Annotated in this window: 13 protein-coding genes; 5 read left to right on the top strand and 8 right to left on the bottom strand. The window is 34.2% G+C overall.

What is annotated here, in order from left to right; translation table 11 throughout:
- Window positions 1-3 precede the first annotated feature (3 nt).
- Window positions 4-501 (top strand): D-glycero-alpha-D-manno-heptose-1,7-bisphosphate 7-phosphatase, encoded by a 498-nt coding sequence (locus tag ACT3CE_RS01890; protein WP_444708073.1) that lies wholly within the window; start codon window positions 4-6, stop codon window positions 499-501.
- Complete coding sequence (locus tag ACT3CE_RS01895) at window positions 502-1,356, top strand: aminotransferase class IV (RefSeq protein ID WP_444708074.1); 855 nt, start codon at window positions 502-504, stop codon at window positions 1,354-1,356.
- A 4-nt stretch (window positions 1,357-1,360) separates the two neighbouring features.
- Here ACT3CE_RS01895 and ACT3CE_RS01900 read toward each other — a convergent pair whose 3' ends face one another.
- Complete coding sequence (locus tag ACT3CE_RS01900; RefSeq protein ID WP_444708075.1) at window positions 1,361-1,978, bottom strand: YqgE/AlgH family protein; 618 nt, start codon at window positions 1,976-1,978, stop codon at window positions 1,361-1,363.
- A gap of 123 nt (window positions 1,979-2,101) precedes the next feature.
- Between ACT3CE_RS01900 and ACT3CE_RS01905 the strand changes: the two genes are divergently transcribed.
- Window positions 2,102-4,048, top strand: a complete 1,947-nt coding sequence (locus ACT3CE_RS01905; protein ID WP_444708076.1) for a Na+/H+ antiporter NhaC family protein — start codon at window positions 2,102-2,104, stop codon at window positions 4,046-4,048.
- Window positions 4,049-4,399: 351 nt separating this feature from the next.
- On the opposite strand, the gene ACT3CE_RS01910 is transcribed toward ACT3CE_RS01905, so the two are convergent.
- Together ACT3CE_RS01910 and ACT3CE_RS01915 are read right to left on the bottom strand one after the other, a co-directional pair.
- A complete protein-coding gene (locus ACT3CE_RS01910) occupies window positions 4,400-4,882 on the bottom strand; it encodes a GNAT family N-acetyltransferase (RefSeq protein WP_444708077.1) in 483 nt (160 codons plus the stop codon).
- A gap of 526 nt (window positions 4,883-5,408) precedes the next feature.
- Window positions 5,409-7,850 carry an alpha-ketoacid dehydrogenase subunit alpha/beta gene (locus ACT3CE_RS01915; protein ID WP_444708078.1) on the bottom strand — a complete coding sequence of 814 codons (2,442 nt, stop codon included), beginning with the start codon at window positions 7,848-7,850 and terminating at the stop codon, window positions 5,409-5,411.
- 230 nt (window positions 7,851-8,080) lie between these two features.
- Here ACT3CE_RS01915 and ACT3CE_RS01920 point away from each other — a divergent pair, with 230 nt between their 5' ends.
- Window positions 8,081-8,326 carry a hypothetical protein gene (locus ACT3CE_RS01920; protein ID WP_444708079.1) on the top strand — a complete coding sequence of 82 codons (246 nt, stop codon included), beginning with the start codon at window positions 8,081-8,083 and terminating at the stop codon, window positions 8,324-8,326.
- A gap of 103 nt (window positions 8,327-8,429) precedes the next feature.
- Window positions 8,430-8,597 (top strand): hypothetical protein, encoded by a 168-nt coding sequence (locus ACT3CE_RS01925; RefSeq protein WP_444708080.1) that lies wholly within the window; start codon window positions 8,430-8,432, stop codon window positions 8,595-8,597.
- A 101-nt stretch (window positions 8,598-8,698) separates the two neighbouring features.
- Here the strand turns inward: ACT3CE_RS01925 and ACT3CE_RS01930 are convergent, their stop codons facing one another.
- From ACT3CE_RS01930 to nqrC, 5 genes are all read right to left on the bottom strand, one after another.
- Window positions 8,699-9,703: an FAD:protein FMN transferase gene (locus ACT3CE_RS01930; protein WP_444708081.1), complete on the bottom strand. Its 1,005-nt coding sequence runs from the start codon at window positions 9,701-9,703 to the stop codon at window positions 8,699-8,701.
- A gap of 123 nt (window positions 9,704-9,826) precedes the next feature.
- Complete coding sequence (nqrF, locus tag ACT3CE_RS01935; protein ID WP_444708082.1) at window positions 9,827-11,086, bottom strand: NADH:ubiquinone reductase (Na(+)-transporting) subunit F; 1,260 nt, start codon at window positions 11,084-11,086, stop codon at window positions 9,827-9,829.
- A gap of 110 nt (window positions 11,087-11,196) precedes the next feature.
- Window positions 11,197-11,814, bottom strand: a complete 618-nt coding sequence (gene nqrE, locus ACT3CE_RS01940) for an NADH:ubiquinone reductase (Na(+)-transporting) subunit E (RefSeq protein WP_444708083.1) — start codon at window positions 11,812-11,814, stop codon at window positions 11,197-11,199.
- A 19-nt stretch (window positions 11,815-11,833) separates the two neighbouring features.
- A complete protein-coding gene (locus tag ACT3CE_RS01945; RefSeq protein ID WP_444708084.1) occupies window positions 11,834-12,478 on the bottom strand; it encodes an NADH:ubiquinone reductase (Na(+)-transporting) subunit D in 645 nt (214 codons plus the stop codon).
- Window positions 12,479-12,485: 7 nt separating this feature from the next.
- Window positions 12,486-13,190 carry an NADH:ubiquinone reductase (Na(+)-transporting) subunit C gene (gene nqrC / locus ACT3CE_RS01950; protein ID WP_444708085.1) on the bottom strand — a complete coding sequence of 235 codons (705 nt, stop codon included), beginning with the start codon at window positions 13,188-13,190 and terminating at the stop codon, window positions 12,486-12,488.
- Window positions 13,191-13,199: the final 9 nt, after the last annotated feature.

Below are 13,199 nucleotides of genomic sequence, written 5' to 3' on the forward strand. Positions count from 1 at the left end.
ATCATGCAAAAAGCAATTTTCCTGGATCGTGACGGACTTATCAATTCCGACATTGGACATTATTATATTTATCGTGTTAAAGATTTTGTAATTAACGAAGGCATAATTTCTTCACTAAAAAAATTTTCAGAAGCTGGTTATCTTCTAATTATTGTTACCAATCAGGGAGGAGTAGCTAAAGGTTTATATACCGAAGAAGATGTAAATAAAGTTCATAACTACATGCTGTCGATATTCAAAAAGGAAAATATTAAAATTGAGAAAATTTATTTCTGTCCTCATCACGATAGCATTGGGCCTTGCGAATGTCGAAAACCAAGCCCTTATTTCTTTAATAAAGCAATTAAAGAGTTTAATATCGATACAAAACAATCATATATGATTGGCGATAGCGAGAGAGATGTGCAAGCTTCTCAAGCTGCAGGAATAAAAGGAATAAAAGTAAATTCCAATGAAAATATCAGTTCATGTTGTGAAAAAATATTAAAAGGAGAAATTTAAATGAACACTGTGGAGTATATTAGTCTTAACGGAGAATTATTTCTGAAAGATGAAGCAATTTTTGGAGCTTCAAACAGAGCTTTCCGTTATGGAGATTCACTTTTCGAGACCATTCATGCCAACGGAACCGAAATTCAGTTTCTGAAAGATCATCTTAACCGACTAAGTAAAGGCATTAAAACATTGGGAATGATTATTCCGAATAATTTTAATGAAAAAATCCGTAAAGATATTACTTACCTTATTAATAAAAATAAGGCTTTTAGTGGTACCAGAATTCGTTTAAGCGTATTTAGAAACGATGGAGGCTTATACACTCCTGCCAACAATAATATATCTTACTTAATCGAAACTTCTCCTCTTAAATCTGATAAATACCAACTTAATAAGAAGGGATTAAAAATTGGAATTTATACAGATATCAAAAAAAGCTCAAGCTTACTTTCTCAATTTAAAACCGGAAATTCTCTGCTATTTATAATGGCTGCAAATCATAAATTAAAAATGAATTTAGATGATTGTTTGCTAATTAACGAAAGAGGAAATATCGTAGAAAGCACAAGCTCAAATGTATTTATTGTAAAGAATAATGTCCTTATGACTCCCGGAATAGATTGTGGAGCCGTTGCAGGAATTATGAGAGAGCAACTAATTAAAGCTGCCCTAAACTTAAATCTTACAATTTATGAAGATTGTGATTTATCCATAAAAGATATTTACGAAGCCGATGAAATATTCCTAAGTAATGCAATAACCGGAATTAAATGGGTGGTAGCTTTTGAAGACAGGCGCTTTTTTAATAAAACAGCCAAAATACTAATCGAAGAACTTAATAAAAATACTTTTAAGTTTTAGCTTATTAGTTCATACTTGGATTTTCGGGAAAATTAGACCAAAGTCGATATTTACCACCTAATTTGCGCAGGCTTTTTTCCCATAAATTCGAGAGATTTAAACTCATAATACTTTTAACATCAATCTTGCTTACCAACCAGGAATTTTCTTTGATTTCCTCCTCGAGTTGGCCGGCACTCCAACCAGAATATCCTGCAAAGAAACGAACCTGATGTGGCAATACCTTCTTCTGCTCAATTAAATCTTTTAAGACATTAAAATCGCCTCCCCAATAAAGCTGATCTGAAATATGAATGCTATTGGGAATTAACTCGGGAATAGTGTGTATGTAATAAATTCTGTTGGTATCAACTGGTCCTCCCATATAAACATCACCATCAAAATGTGCGATATTAATTAATACCTCATCCAATGATATGTTTATTGGTTTATTTAACACAAAACCAACAGCTCCATTTTCATTAAACTCTGCCAATAAAATTATGGAGCGTTTAAAATAACGTCCTTCCAAAAAAGGCTCAGCTATTAATACTTTTCCTTTTTCCGGGTTAATGTTGTTATTTTCTATTCTAAACAAATCTGAAGTCTCGTCCACATCAACTAAATTAATTATAACGTACAAAATAATCAATTTTAGGAAAAAAAAAGAATTAAATTAATGAGATATCGCGCGTAGTACAGACAATCCGTTAGTATAGTATAATCTAAATCTGTATATTTATTGCTTCCATAAATTCCTATTCCAATGCATAAATACCTTTTAAATCTGCTATTATTATCTTTTTTAGTATGTGATTTTTCACCTGTGCTTTCATCTACAAATCAACATATAAAAAGTAACTCGACCTTTAAAATAGAATTACCTAAAATTATTGTTGCCGATATAAAATCGCAACTTAATATTACTCTTAATAAAGATTGGCCACAAACCAATGATAGCATAAGTTTACTGCTAAACACAAAAAAAATTACTGTAAAACCTAGTAAAAATAGCATTACTCTTCCCTATGTATATAAGGGCAAGCAAAAAATAACTGTACAAATAGGAAACCATCACCAAAGTAAACTATACTCAGCAATTCCTTTGTGGATGTCTATTCTGCCTCCTCTTATTGCAATAGTAATGGCATTGCTTTTTAAGGAAGTATTTTCTGCTCTTTTTGTTGGCTTATTCTCGGGAACATTAATCATTTTTTCTTTTCAGGATATATCCATCTTTTCAGCTTTTTTTAAGGCAATTTTTGCAATATCAGATACATATATTATACAATCACTAGCTGATACCGGACATATTTCCATTATTGTATTTTCGATGTTAATTGGAGCTATGGTTAAGCTAATTACGCAAAATGGTGGTATGCAGGGAGTTGTAAATAAACTCTCTAAATTCGCCCAAAGCCCAAGATCAGGACAATTTGTAACCTGGCTATTAGGCGTACTTATTTTTTTCGACGATTATGCAAATACTTTGGTGGTTGGAAATACCATGCGTCCGGTAAGTGACCGACTAAAAATATCGCGTGAAAAATTAGCCTATATTGTTGATTCTACAGCTGCTCCGGTTGCATCAATTGCAATGATAACAACCTGGATTGGAATAGAATTAAGCTATATTCAATCGGCAACAGTTCAAATAAATGTTGACGAAAGTCCGTATAGTATTTTTTTAAATTCGCTACCCACTCGCTTTTATCCATTTTTCACCCTATTCTTTATTTTAATGCTGATAGTAATGAAAAAGGACTTTGGTCCAATGTATAAAGCCGAATTACGAAGCAGAAACAAAGAACAACACATATCTACAAACACTGAACCTGCTAAACTAAACGGATCAGAAGAAATTGAAATTCCTAAAAATATACCTACTAGATGGTACAATGCCGGAATTCCTGTTTTAGTAGTAATTTTTGGCACTTTTGCAGGTTTAGTATTTACCGGATGGGATACCAGTATCTGGAATGACAGTAATATTTCATTTGGCAGTAAACTTTCTCATATAATTGGTGCTTCTGATTCTTATTTAGCCTTACTGTGGTCTTCCTTATCTGCAGTTTTAATAGCTGCATTTTTAAGTATAAGTCAACGAATTTTAAGTCTTAAAACAACTATTGATGCATTGGTAAGTGGCTTTAAAACCATGCTTACCGCAATATTAATTCTTATATTGGCCTGGGCCTTAGCCGATATTACCAAAGACATGCATACCGCAGATTTTATTTCTAATATACTAATTGCAACCGAAGTTCCACCGCAATTTTTACCTGCATTTACTTTCCTATTGTCAGCCTTAATAGCTTTCTCAACAGGTTCATCGTGGGGAACAATGGCAATTTTATATCCTCTCATTTTACCAGCTTCGTGGGCTCTTTGTCATTCTGCCGGAATGAATAATCTGGAAAGCATGAACATATTCTACATAACGGTTTCGGCCATTCTTGCTGGTTCGGTTCTTGGCGATCATTGTTCTCCAATATCCGACACCACAATATTAAGCTCCTTGGCCAGCTCCTGTAATCATATAGAACATGTACGAACCCAATTACCCTATGCGCTAACAGTAGGTATGGTTTCAATAGTTGCTGGATTATTACCAGCTGCCTATGGTGTTTCGTCCTGGTTATTAATTCCTGCAGGATTTTTAACTCTTTATTTTATAGTAAAATTTGCTGGTAAAAAAACTGATATCTTATAAAGAAACTCCTGTTAACTATGAGTCAGAGAGGCTTTTAGCTTATTTAAAATTTACTTTTTAAACTCGACGCTATCGCTTACTACTGTTTTTATTCGATACAAATACTAAGACACAAAAAACCCGGTAAACTATGAAAAATATTTACCGGGATAATTTTTTCGTTGATTTAACAATTATCTGCTTCGATAATTTACCACTAACCACAATGATTTAAATCAACACTAACTAAAAGCCTATATATTAAAGACGTATTTAAAAGAAAAAAGGTGAAAAGATCAGCCTTTATTTTTCAATATTTAACATTCTTTAACATTTAAGCTGAAAATCATATCAATTACTTTATTGCTATAATTACAACAACAGCTCCCAGTAGCCAATATCTAACCATTTATCGAATTTAAAACCTACTTCCCTAAATTCTCCTATTTTTCTGAATCCAAATTTTTCGTGCAGAGCTACACTTGCTTTATTAGGTATGGTTATACAACCAATTGCAGCATGATAATCGGTAGTCTTTAAATCATCAAGTAATTTTTTATATAAAAGTGCACCAATTCCCACTCCACCAAAATCCGGATGCAAGTAAACTGTTGTTTCTACTGCAAATCGATATGAATATCGCGATTTCCACTCTCCTGCATAAGCATAACCAATAATATTTCCTTGGTGCAAATAAACCAGCCACAAATACTTTAAACAAATATCATTAATCCTCTTTTCCATTTGCTTTACGGAAAGTTCTTCTTCTTCAAAAGTTACACAGGTATCGGTAATATAATAATTGTAGATATCGCAAATTTCTTTTGCGTCGGAGGGTTTTACAGGTCTTATCATCTAAATACTTTACTTATAAATAATTCTCAGACAAAATTAGGCAAAAAAAAGCAGTCATCCCCCTATGAATGACTGCTTATTGCTACAAAATATAGCATTTTAGAATTGTGCCCTTACGTGTTATTTGTTTGCATCACCTAATTACATCGACACTTTCATACTAAAAAGTATTCGAGACAAGACCCCTATTTCTCATCTTGAACAATACTATAACAGGCATACTAAAAAAAGGGGTGACAAAGGAGTAAATAAAATATACTTTTTCTTTCGAGATACAATTTTCATATACTAAAAACAGCCACATCAATTAGAGGTGACTGTTTTTAAATATTTTGCTTTTCATTTTTTAAGTTGATAAGAATTACCACATTGCATTCAACTATTACTAACTAAAAAGCTTCTGCGAATATTCTCAATAAAAACTCGCACATTAGTAAGACAGTTAAATTCTTAAATGGGGTGAACAGAAATCATTAAATAAATGCAATTGTTTATAAAAGCCGCTTTTTATTATTTAAACGATAATTTATTTAATATAAATAGATTTGAATTTATCCGGATTCGATTCTCTCATCATTTCGTAAATCAGTTCAAATACATCTTCTGCATTGGGATTTGAAAAATAATCACCATCTGTACCATAGGCAGGACGATGATCTTTTGCTGTAATTGTCCGAGGTTCGGAATCCAAATAAAAATATGCTTTTTGATCCTCTAAAACTTTCTGCATCATAAATGCTGTAGCTCCTCCAGGTACATCCTCATCGAAAAATACAACTCGGCTTGTTTTTTTAATCGATTTTAAAATAATACCATTCACATCGAAAGGCAACAAAGTTTGAACATCAATTAACTCAACAGAAATATCAAAATCTTTTAATTGCTTAACGGCATCTTCGGCTATTCGAACACAAGAACCATAAGTCACCAAAGTAATATCTGTTCCTTCAGACAAAATTTCGGGTATACCCAAAGGTGTATTAAATTCTCCTAAATTATCAGGGCGCTTCTCTTTTAGTCGATATCCATTTAATGGCTCAATAACCAAAGCAGGCTCGTCGGACTCTAAAAGGGTATTATAAAAGCCCGCAGCAACAGTCATGTTTCTAGGCACACAAACATGTACACCCCTAATCGAATTAATAACCATACTTAAAGGCGAACCTGAATGCCATATCCCTTCTAACCTGTGTCCACGGGTTCGAATAATTAAGGGTGCCTTTTGACCTCCCTTGGTACGATATTGCATGGTTGCCAAGTCATCGCTCATGGTTTGTAAAGCATACAGTAAATAATCAAAATATTGAATTTCTGCAATTGGCCGCAACCCCCTCAGAGCCATACCAATTCCCTGACCTATAATACTCGCTTCACGAATTCCTGTATCGGTTACGCGCAGCTCTCCAAACTTTTGCTGCATTCCTTCTAAACTTTGATTAACCCCGCCAATAAAGCCAGTATCTTCTCCAAAAGTTAATAGTAATGGATATTTTGTAAAAAGCAATTCAAAATTATCCCGAAGAACCTCCCTGCCGTTAACCATTTTTGAATTTTCGCTATAAACAGGAGCTATAGAAACAATATTCCGTACACCAAGACTTGTTTCACTATAAAGATGACTACTATACCTTGCATAATTTTGGTCAAGAGAATTCTTCAGCCACTCTTGCAATTGCGATTTTAGTGGTTTATAATTTTCGCAAGTAGAACAAATATACCTCAGTATTTTTTTTGCTGCACTAAAATTATCTTTCCTTACTGGATGAATTATTTTCTTTAAACTATTTGTTATGGCATCAATTCTATCTGTTTTTTTGCAGTGACATCCGGCATTTTGTACCAAATAAATTAATTCTTCTCGCTCTTTCTTTATGGGTTCAATAAAATGGTTCCAGGCAATTCTTCTTGCCTCCTTCACTTTATCAATGGCTTTAGATTCTATTTGAGACAGCTGTTCCTCATCGGATATTTTATTTGAAAGAATCCACTCCCTCATTTTCTTTATCGGATCATATTCTTTTTCCCAATTTAATCGTTCTTCAGATTTGTATCTCTCATGCGATCCTGAAGTTGAATGACCTAAAGGCTGAGTCATTTCCGAAATATGAAATAAAGTTGGAACATGATTTTTACGGCATAACTCAACTCCTTCAGCATATAGCTTACATAAACCTTCATAATCCCAACCTTTGGCCTTATAAATCAAATATCCATCCCCATTCTCATCCAACTCAAACCCCTTCAAAACTTCCGAAATATTCGATTTTGTAGTTTGATATTTATTGGGCACAGAAATTCCCCATCCATCGTCCCAAACACTCATAGCCATGGGCACTTTTAACACACCGGCCGCATTAATGGCTTCCCAAAAATGCCCCTCCGAAGTACTCGAGTCACCTATGGTCCCAAAAGCAACTTCATTTCCTTTATTCGAAAATCCTTTAAATTGATGCAAATCCTTATTCTCTCTAAATAATTTCGAAGCATAAGCTAAGCCAAGTAAACGTGGCATTTGTCCAGCTGTTGGAGAAATATCAGCCGATGAATTTTTCTGAGTAGTTAAATCCTTCCATGAACCATCATCATTTAAGCTACGAGATGCATAATGATTGTTCATTAAACGCCCTCCATTTGCCGGATTTTTCGAGAGTTGTGTTTCTCCGAATAATTGAGCAAAAAACTCTTCAGGCGTCAACATACCTGACGCAAGCATAAAAGTTTGATCGCGATAATATCCCGAACGCCAATCTCCTGTTTTAAAAGATTTAGCCATGGCTATTTGTGCAATTTCTTTTCCGTCTCCAAAAATTCCAAATTTTGCCTTTCCTGTAAGTACTTCTTTTCTTCCTAAAATACTTAACTGCCTACTAATATTGGCAATATAATAATCGTTTACTATTTCTTCGGAATTAGTAAAAGCGGTATTTTTCTTCTTTAATTTCTTGTTTTCCTTTATTATTTCTGACATATTTTTGTATTTAATGGACTAGAAAAAGTCTCCCCCCTTATTCCAAAATCCAAAGTATGTTAGTGTGTTTGTTTAACAGGATTTCTTACTTTTTATGAATTCAAATTTACTAAGAATTATTCTAAATAAGAAGGATCGAACTAAGTATTTAAGACTTTAAAGTCTTATTTAGTTTGGTCATACAATGCCTAAATATTATCTTTGCCCTTAAATTATTAATAATTATTCAGATGATAGTAAAAGTATTGCTCTTAAGTATTGTATTGATGGCCTTTGTTTTTCTGGGATTTGCAATTTCTATTCTTTTAAAAAAGAATGGCAAATTTCCTGAAATACATATTGGAAAGAATAAGGCATTAAAAGAGCGAGGAATTGGTTGTGCAACCACACAAGATAAAATGGAGCACACAAAAACAAGAAATGCTATTCAATTTAAAAAATTAAGCTTACTTGATAAAGAGTTAGAGTCCTTATAGACTTGTTCTTTAAAAGTTAAAAAAGTCTTACTATCTAAATAAACAAAACATTACAGAATATAAAATCGTAATTTAATGTAGCATAATCTTAAAAATTAGAACAATGGCAATTTTTATAAAAATTTTGTTGCTTTCGATTTTCTTACTTATTCTTGCGTTTGCAGGATTTGGAATTAAGCTACTTTTTGACAAAAATGCTAAATTTACGGGAGGTGGATGTGGTTCCTGTGCATGTAGTAAAGAAGATTCCGAGAGTTGTGATGTAAAATAGAACTAGTTTTACCGGTTTTCTATTTCCCTTTGTTTATATATAGTATAACAACTACACTTTTTCAGACTTAGGAAAATAGAAAATCGGTACCTTGCTTGTGCTTATTGTAAAATCAAATCTTTTAAACCTTCGGTAATATAAGTTTTAAGATTACCGTCCTGATCAGAATAAATAAAGTAAGCCTCAAGCTGATTATCTTTTTGAACAATTTCGATACTTTTTTCCAAACCCAGAACCATAAAACTAGTTGCGTAGGCATCTGCAGTCATACAGTCGTCAGCAACAACCGAGGAAGACAATAAACTATGCTGCACAGGATATCCCAAACGAGGATCAATTGTATGTGCATATTTTTTACCATCTTTCACATAAAACTGGCGATAATTTCCCGATGTTGCCAAGGCTCCATTCTCTAACTCAATAACATCCTGAATTTGTCTCGATAAACTCGAGGGATCATCGATAGGTTTATCAATCCCTACCCGCCAAACTCTATTCTTATTACTTTTTCCTTTGGCCCGAATTTCTCCACCAATCTCGACAAGATAGTTTGTTACACCTTTTGATTCCAAAAAATCGGCCACAACATCTACTCCATAACCTTTTGCAATGGCACTAGCATCAAACATTATTCTAGAATCCTTTTTAATGACTTTTCCCTGCTTTAAACAGACTTTATCATATCCAACTATATTTAACAAGCTATCAACGGGTATTTCGGATGGTTCGAGTTTATTTTTAAAGCCAAATCCCCAAGCATTCACCAAAGGTGCAACAGTCCAATCGAAAGCTCCATTGGTAATTTTAGCAATTTCTTCACTTTTTTTAAAACAGTGAATAAAGTACTTGTCCAATACAACACTCGAATCATTTTGATTTACAAGCGAAATAACCGATTCTGCATTGTAAGTAGATAAGGAATAATCAAACTCCTCTAGCTTTTTTAATATATCACTTTGTAATCCCACTTCTTTGGGATATTGATAGGTAATATGGTAAAAAGTCCCAAAAACCTTACCTTCGTTAAAGTGATACTTCGCCTTCTGCTTACAAGAAACAGCCATAAAGCTTAGCAAAAGCAAAATGGTAAACTTATACGTGTGCATTATATAAAATTAGGTGTGAATAATTATACAAATTACTAATAAAAGAGAATTCTTTCTCCTGAACAAATTTTAAAAGCTATTAAAACAAACAAGCCTCGGAAAATCCGAGGCTTATTATATGTGTTACGATCCAAAATCGTCAAATGCGATCATTTCGTCTGGTACTCCTAATTCGTACAACATGTTGTTAATTGCTGAATTCATCATTGGAGGTCCACATAGATAGTATTCGATATCTTCCGGCTCATCATGTTTGCATAGGTAGTTATCGTAAATTACCTGGTGAATAAAACCTGTCGGTCCTTCCCAATTATCTTCAGGTAAAGGCTCAGAAAGTGCCAAGTGCCATTCGAAGTTAGGAAATTTAGCTGCAATAGCATCAAACTGGTCTTGATAGAATACCTCTTTCATAGAACGAGCACCGTACCAGAAAGTAGCCTTACGACCAGTTTTCACTGTATGGAACATGTGGAAAATGTGAGAACGCATTGGAGCCATACCAGCACCCCCACCAATAAACATCATTTCGTTATTGGTTTCTTTAATAAAGAACTCACCATAAGGACCCGAAACTGTTACTTTATCGCCAGGCTTGCGAGAGAAAATAAATGAAGAACAAATTCCTGGGTTTACATTCATCCAACCACCATTTACTCTGTCGAAAGGAGGGGTTGCAATACGAATGTTCAGCATTACAATATTTCCTTCGGCAGGATGGTTAGCCATTGAATAAGCACGATATGTAGGTTCAGGATTCTTCATCTTAAGATCAAACATATTGAACTTGACCCAATCCTCGCGATACTCTTCTTCAATATCCATATCCTTAAAATCAACATCGATTTTAGGAACATCAATTTGAATATATCCACCTGATTTAAAATCAAGAGTCTCTCCTTCAGGAAGTTTTACAACAAATTCTTTAATGAAAGTTGCAACGTTGCCATTAGATACAACTTCGCATTCCCACTTTTTAATTCCCATAATTTCCTGAGGAATGGACATAGTCATATCCTCTTTTACTTTAACCTGACAAGCTAAACGCCAATCGGTTAGTGCCTCTTTTCTGGTAAAAAATCCTGTTTCGGTTGGTAGAATTGTTCCTGCCCCGGAATGAACCTGGCATTTGCACATTCCACAAGTACCACCACCACCACATGCTGATGGTAAAAATATTTTTGCCTCACCCAAAGTTCCTAACAAGGTATTTCCAGGCTCAACAACCAATTTTTTGTCTCCATCGTTAATATCAATAGTAACCTCTCCCGATGGAGTAAGTTTCTTTTTGGCATACAATAGGATAGAAACCAGTACCAGTATCACAAGTAAAAATATCACAATACTTGTGGCAATTACTGCTCCCTGTGTTGTTAATAATATCATCTCTATTCTAATTTAGAATTATGAATTAGGATTTATAAATAATGAATTCTCTCATTTTCTATTTTCCAATAATTCTTAATTCATCATTTATAAATCTTGTTAATTTGAGTTTAAAGTTTAATACCCATAAAACTCATAAAAGCAATTCCCATTAATCCGGTTACAATAAATGTAATTCCTAATCCTCGTAAAGGAGCTGGAATATTTGAGTAACGGATTTTTTCACGAATTGCAGCAATTCCTACAATGGCAAGTAACCAACCAATTCCTGAACCTAATCCAAAAGATGTAGCTTCGGCAAGGGTGTTGTAGTCTCTTTCCTGCATGAATAGAGATCCTCCCAAAATTGCACAGTTTACTGCAATAAGTGGCAAGAAAATACCTAATGAAGAATAAAGTGTTGGCGCAAATTTCTCAACAATCATCTCCACCAATTGTACCATAGAGGCAATTACAGCAATAAACATGATAAAGCTTAAGAAGCTTAAATCAACATCCGCCAAAGAAGCGTCTAACCACACAAGAGCTCCCTCTGCCAATATGTATTTGTTTAGCATGTAATTCATAGGAACGGTAATTCCCAAAACGAAGATTACTGCCAAACCTAATCCCATAGAAGTTTTAACAGTTTTAGAAACTGCAAGGTATGAACACATTCCAAAGAAGAATGCGAACACCATGTTGTCGATAAAAATCGACTTGATAAATATATTAATCAGATTTTCCATGTTTCGATTTTTCTTTCAATTAGTTCGACTCAATTAAAGACTTATCCTTAGATCTTTGAACCCAGATAATGATACCTACTGTTACCAATGCCATTGGAGGAAGGATCATTAAACCGTTGTTTTGATATCCCATATCGTAAACCGCTTGCGGAATTACCTTAAATCCGTAAAGGGTTCCTGAACCCAATAACTCACGGAAAAAGGCTACAATAATAAGGATTAGACCGTATCCCGCAGCATTTCCAATACCATCAAGGAATGCAGGCCAAGGCTTATTACCTAGTGCAAAAGCCTCTAATCGTCCCATAATAATACAGTTTGTAATAATAAGACCTACAAATACTGAAAGTTGTTTACTTACGTCGTAAGCAAAAGCTTTCAAAATCTGGTCTACTAAAATTACCAAAGCTGCAACAATTACAAGTTGAACAATGATACGGATTCGTGAAGGAATCGTATTTCTAATTAGTGAAACTATAACATTAGCAAGTGCCAATACAGCCATAACTGAAATGGTCATTACCACTGCTGGTTCTAATTTAGCAGTTACAGCTAGTGCCGAACAAATTCCCAATACCTGAATGGTAATTGGATTATCGCTTAACAATGGATTTGTAAGCAACTTTCGGTTCTTAGCTGAGAATAATGGTTCTTTATCGCTCATCTCGTGCTTATTTTGAAGATTTTAAAAACTTTTCATAACTGCTAAGGTTATCCTGAAGCATTGCTTCTAAACCTTTTGATGTAACAGTACCACCCGATACTGCATCGAATTGGTGAGGATGTCCTTTAGCGGTTCCTTTTACCAATGCTAAAGAAGTAAATTTTCCAATTTCGTCGAAAATTTGCTTACCTGTAAATGGTTTTTGGAATTCGGCCTTAGATATCTCTGCACCCAAACCTGGAGTTTCTCCCTGATGATCGAAGGTAGCACCAAAAATGGTTTTACCATCTTGCTCCATAGAAATGTATCCCCAAATAGGTCCCCACATTCCTTTTCCGCGAACAGGAAGTATCATTTTTTCTCCAACTCCTTCTTTGTTAAAAACAAAAACAGGAAGTTGTCTTTTAGCAAGATCTACTTTAGCCTCTTTTTTAAGGTCAACTTTAAAAGCTTCAGCTTTATCTTCCGAGGTAATGCTACCTTCTGCGTTAACAACCAAAGCTTTCACGATAAATTTATCGTACAACTTTTCAGCATCAGCAGGAGTAGAAGCAACACCGACAGCTTTTAGAATGTCTTGCTTTTTCTCGATTTCTTTATTCTTTGCCTGACGAGGTTTTAATTGTAATGCAGTAAAAGAAAGAACTGCAGCCACAACCAATACCATGCCGGAAGCATAAAGAAAAGTATATGTATTACTATTAGTATTCATGTCTTAATT

This window comes from Marinifilum sp. RC60d5 (genome assembly GCF_052400665.1).
Lineage (GTDB): Bacteria > Bacteroidota > Bacteroidia > Bacteroidales > Marinifilaceae > JBQTGK01.

Excerpts from the sequence above, each read along its gene's own strand:
- ACT3CE_RS01890 (WP_444708073.1), top strand. The coding sequence starts at position 4 with ATGCAAAAAGCAATTTTCCTGGATCGTGACGGACTTATCAATTCCGAC.
- ACT3CE_RS01895 (WP_444708074.1), top strand. The coding sequence starts at position 502 with ATGAACACTGTGGAGTATATTAGTCTTAACGGAGAATTATTTCTGAAA.
- ACT3CE_RS01905 (WP_444708076.1), top strand. The coding sequence starts at position 2,102 with ATGCATAAATACCTTTTAAATCTGCTATTATTATCTTTTTTAGTATGT.
- ACT3CE_RS01910 (WP_444708077.1), bottom strand. The coding sequence starts at position 4,882 with ATGATAAGACCTGTAAAACCCTCCGACGCAAAAGAAATTTGCGATATC.
- ACT3CE_RS01915 (WP_444708078.1), bottom strand. The coding sequence starts at position 7,850 with ATGTCAGAAATAATAAAGGAAAACAAGAAATTAAAGAAGAAAAATACC.
- ACT3CE_RS01920 (WP_444708079.1), top strand. The coding sequence starts at position 8,081 with ATGATAGTAAAAGTATTGCTCTTAAGTATTGTATTGATGGCCTTTGTT.
- ACT3CE_RS01925 (WP_444708080.1), top strand. The coding sequence starts at position 8,430 with ATGGCAATTTTTATAAAAATTTTGTTGCTTTCGATTTTCTTACTTATT.
- ACT3CE_RS01930 (WP_444708081.1), bottom strand. The coding sequence starts at position 9,703 with ATGCACACGTATAAGTTTACCATTTTGCTTTTGCTAAGCTTTATGGCT.
- nqrF (WP_444708082.1), bottom strand. The coding sequence starts at position 11,086 with ATGATATTATTAACAACACAGGGAGCAGTAATTGCCACAAGTATTGTG.
- nqrE (WP_444708083.1), bottom strand. The coding sequence starts at position 11,814 with ATGGAAAATCTGATTAATATATTTATCAAGTCGATTTTTATCGACAAC.
- ACT3CE_RS01945 (WP_444708084.1), bottom strand. The coding sequence starts at position 12,478 with ATGAGCGATAAAGAACCATTATTCTCAGCTAAGAACCGAAAGTTGCTT.
- nqrC (WP_444708085.1), bottom strand. The coding sequence starts at position 13,190 with ATGAATACTAATAGTAATACATATACTTTTCTTTATGCTTCCGGCATG.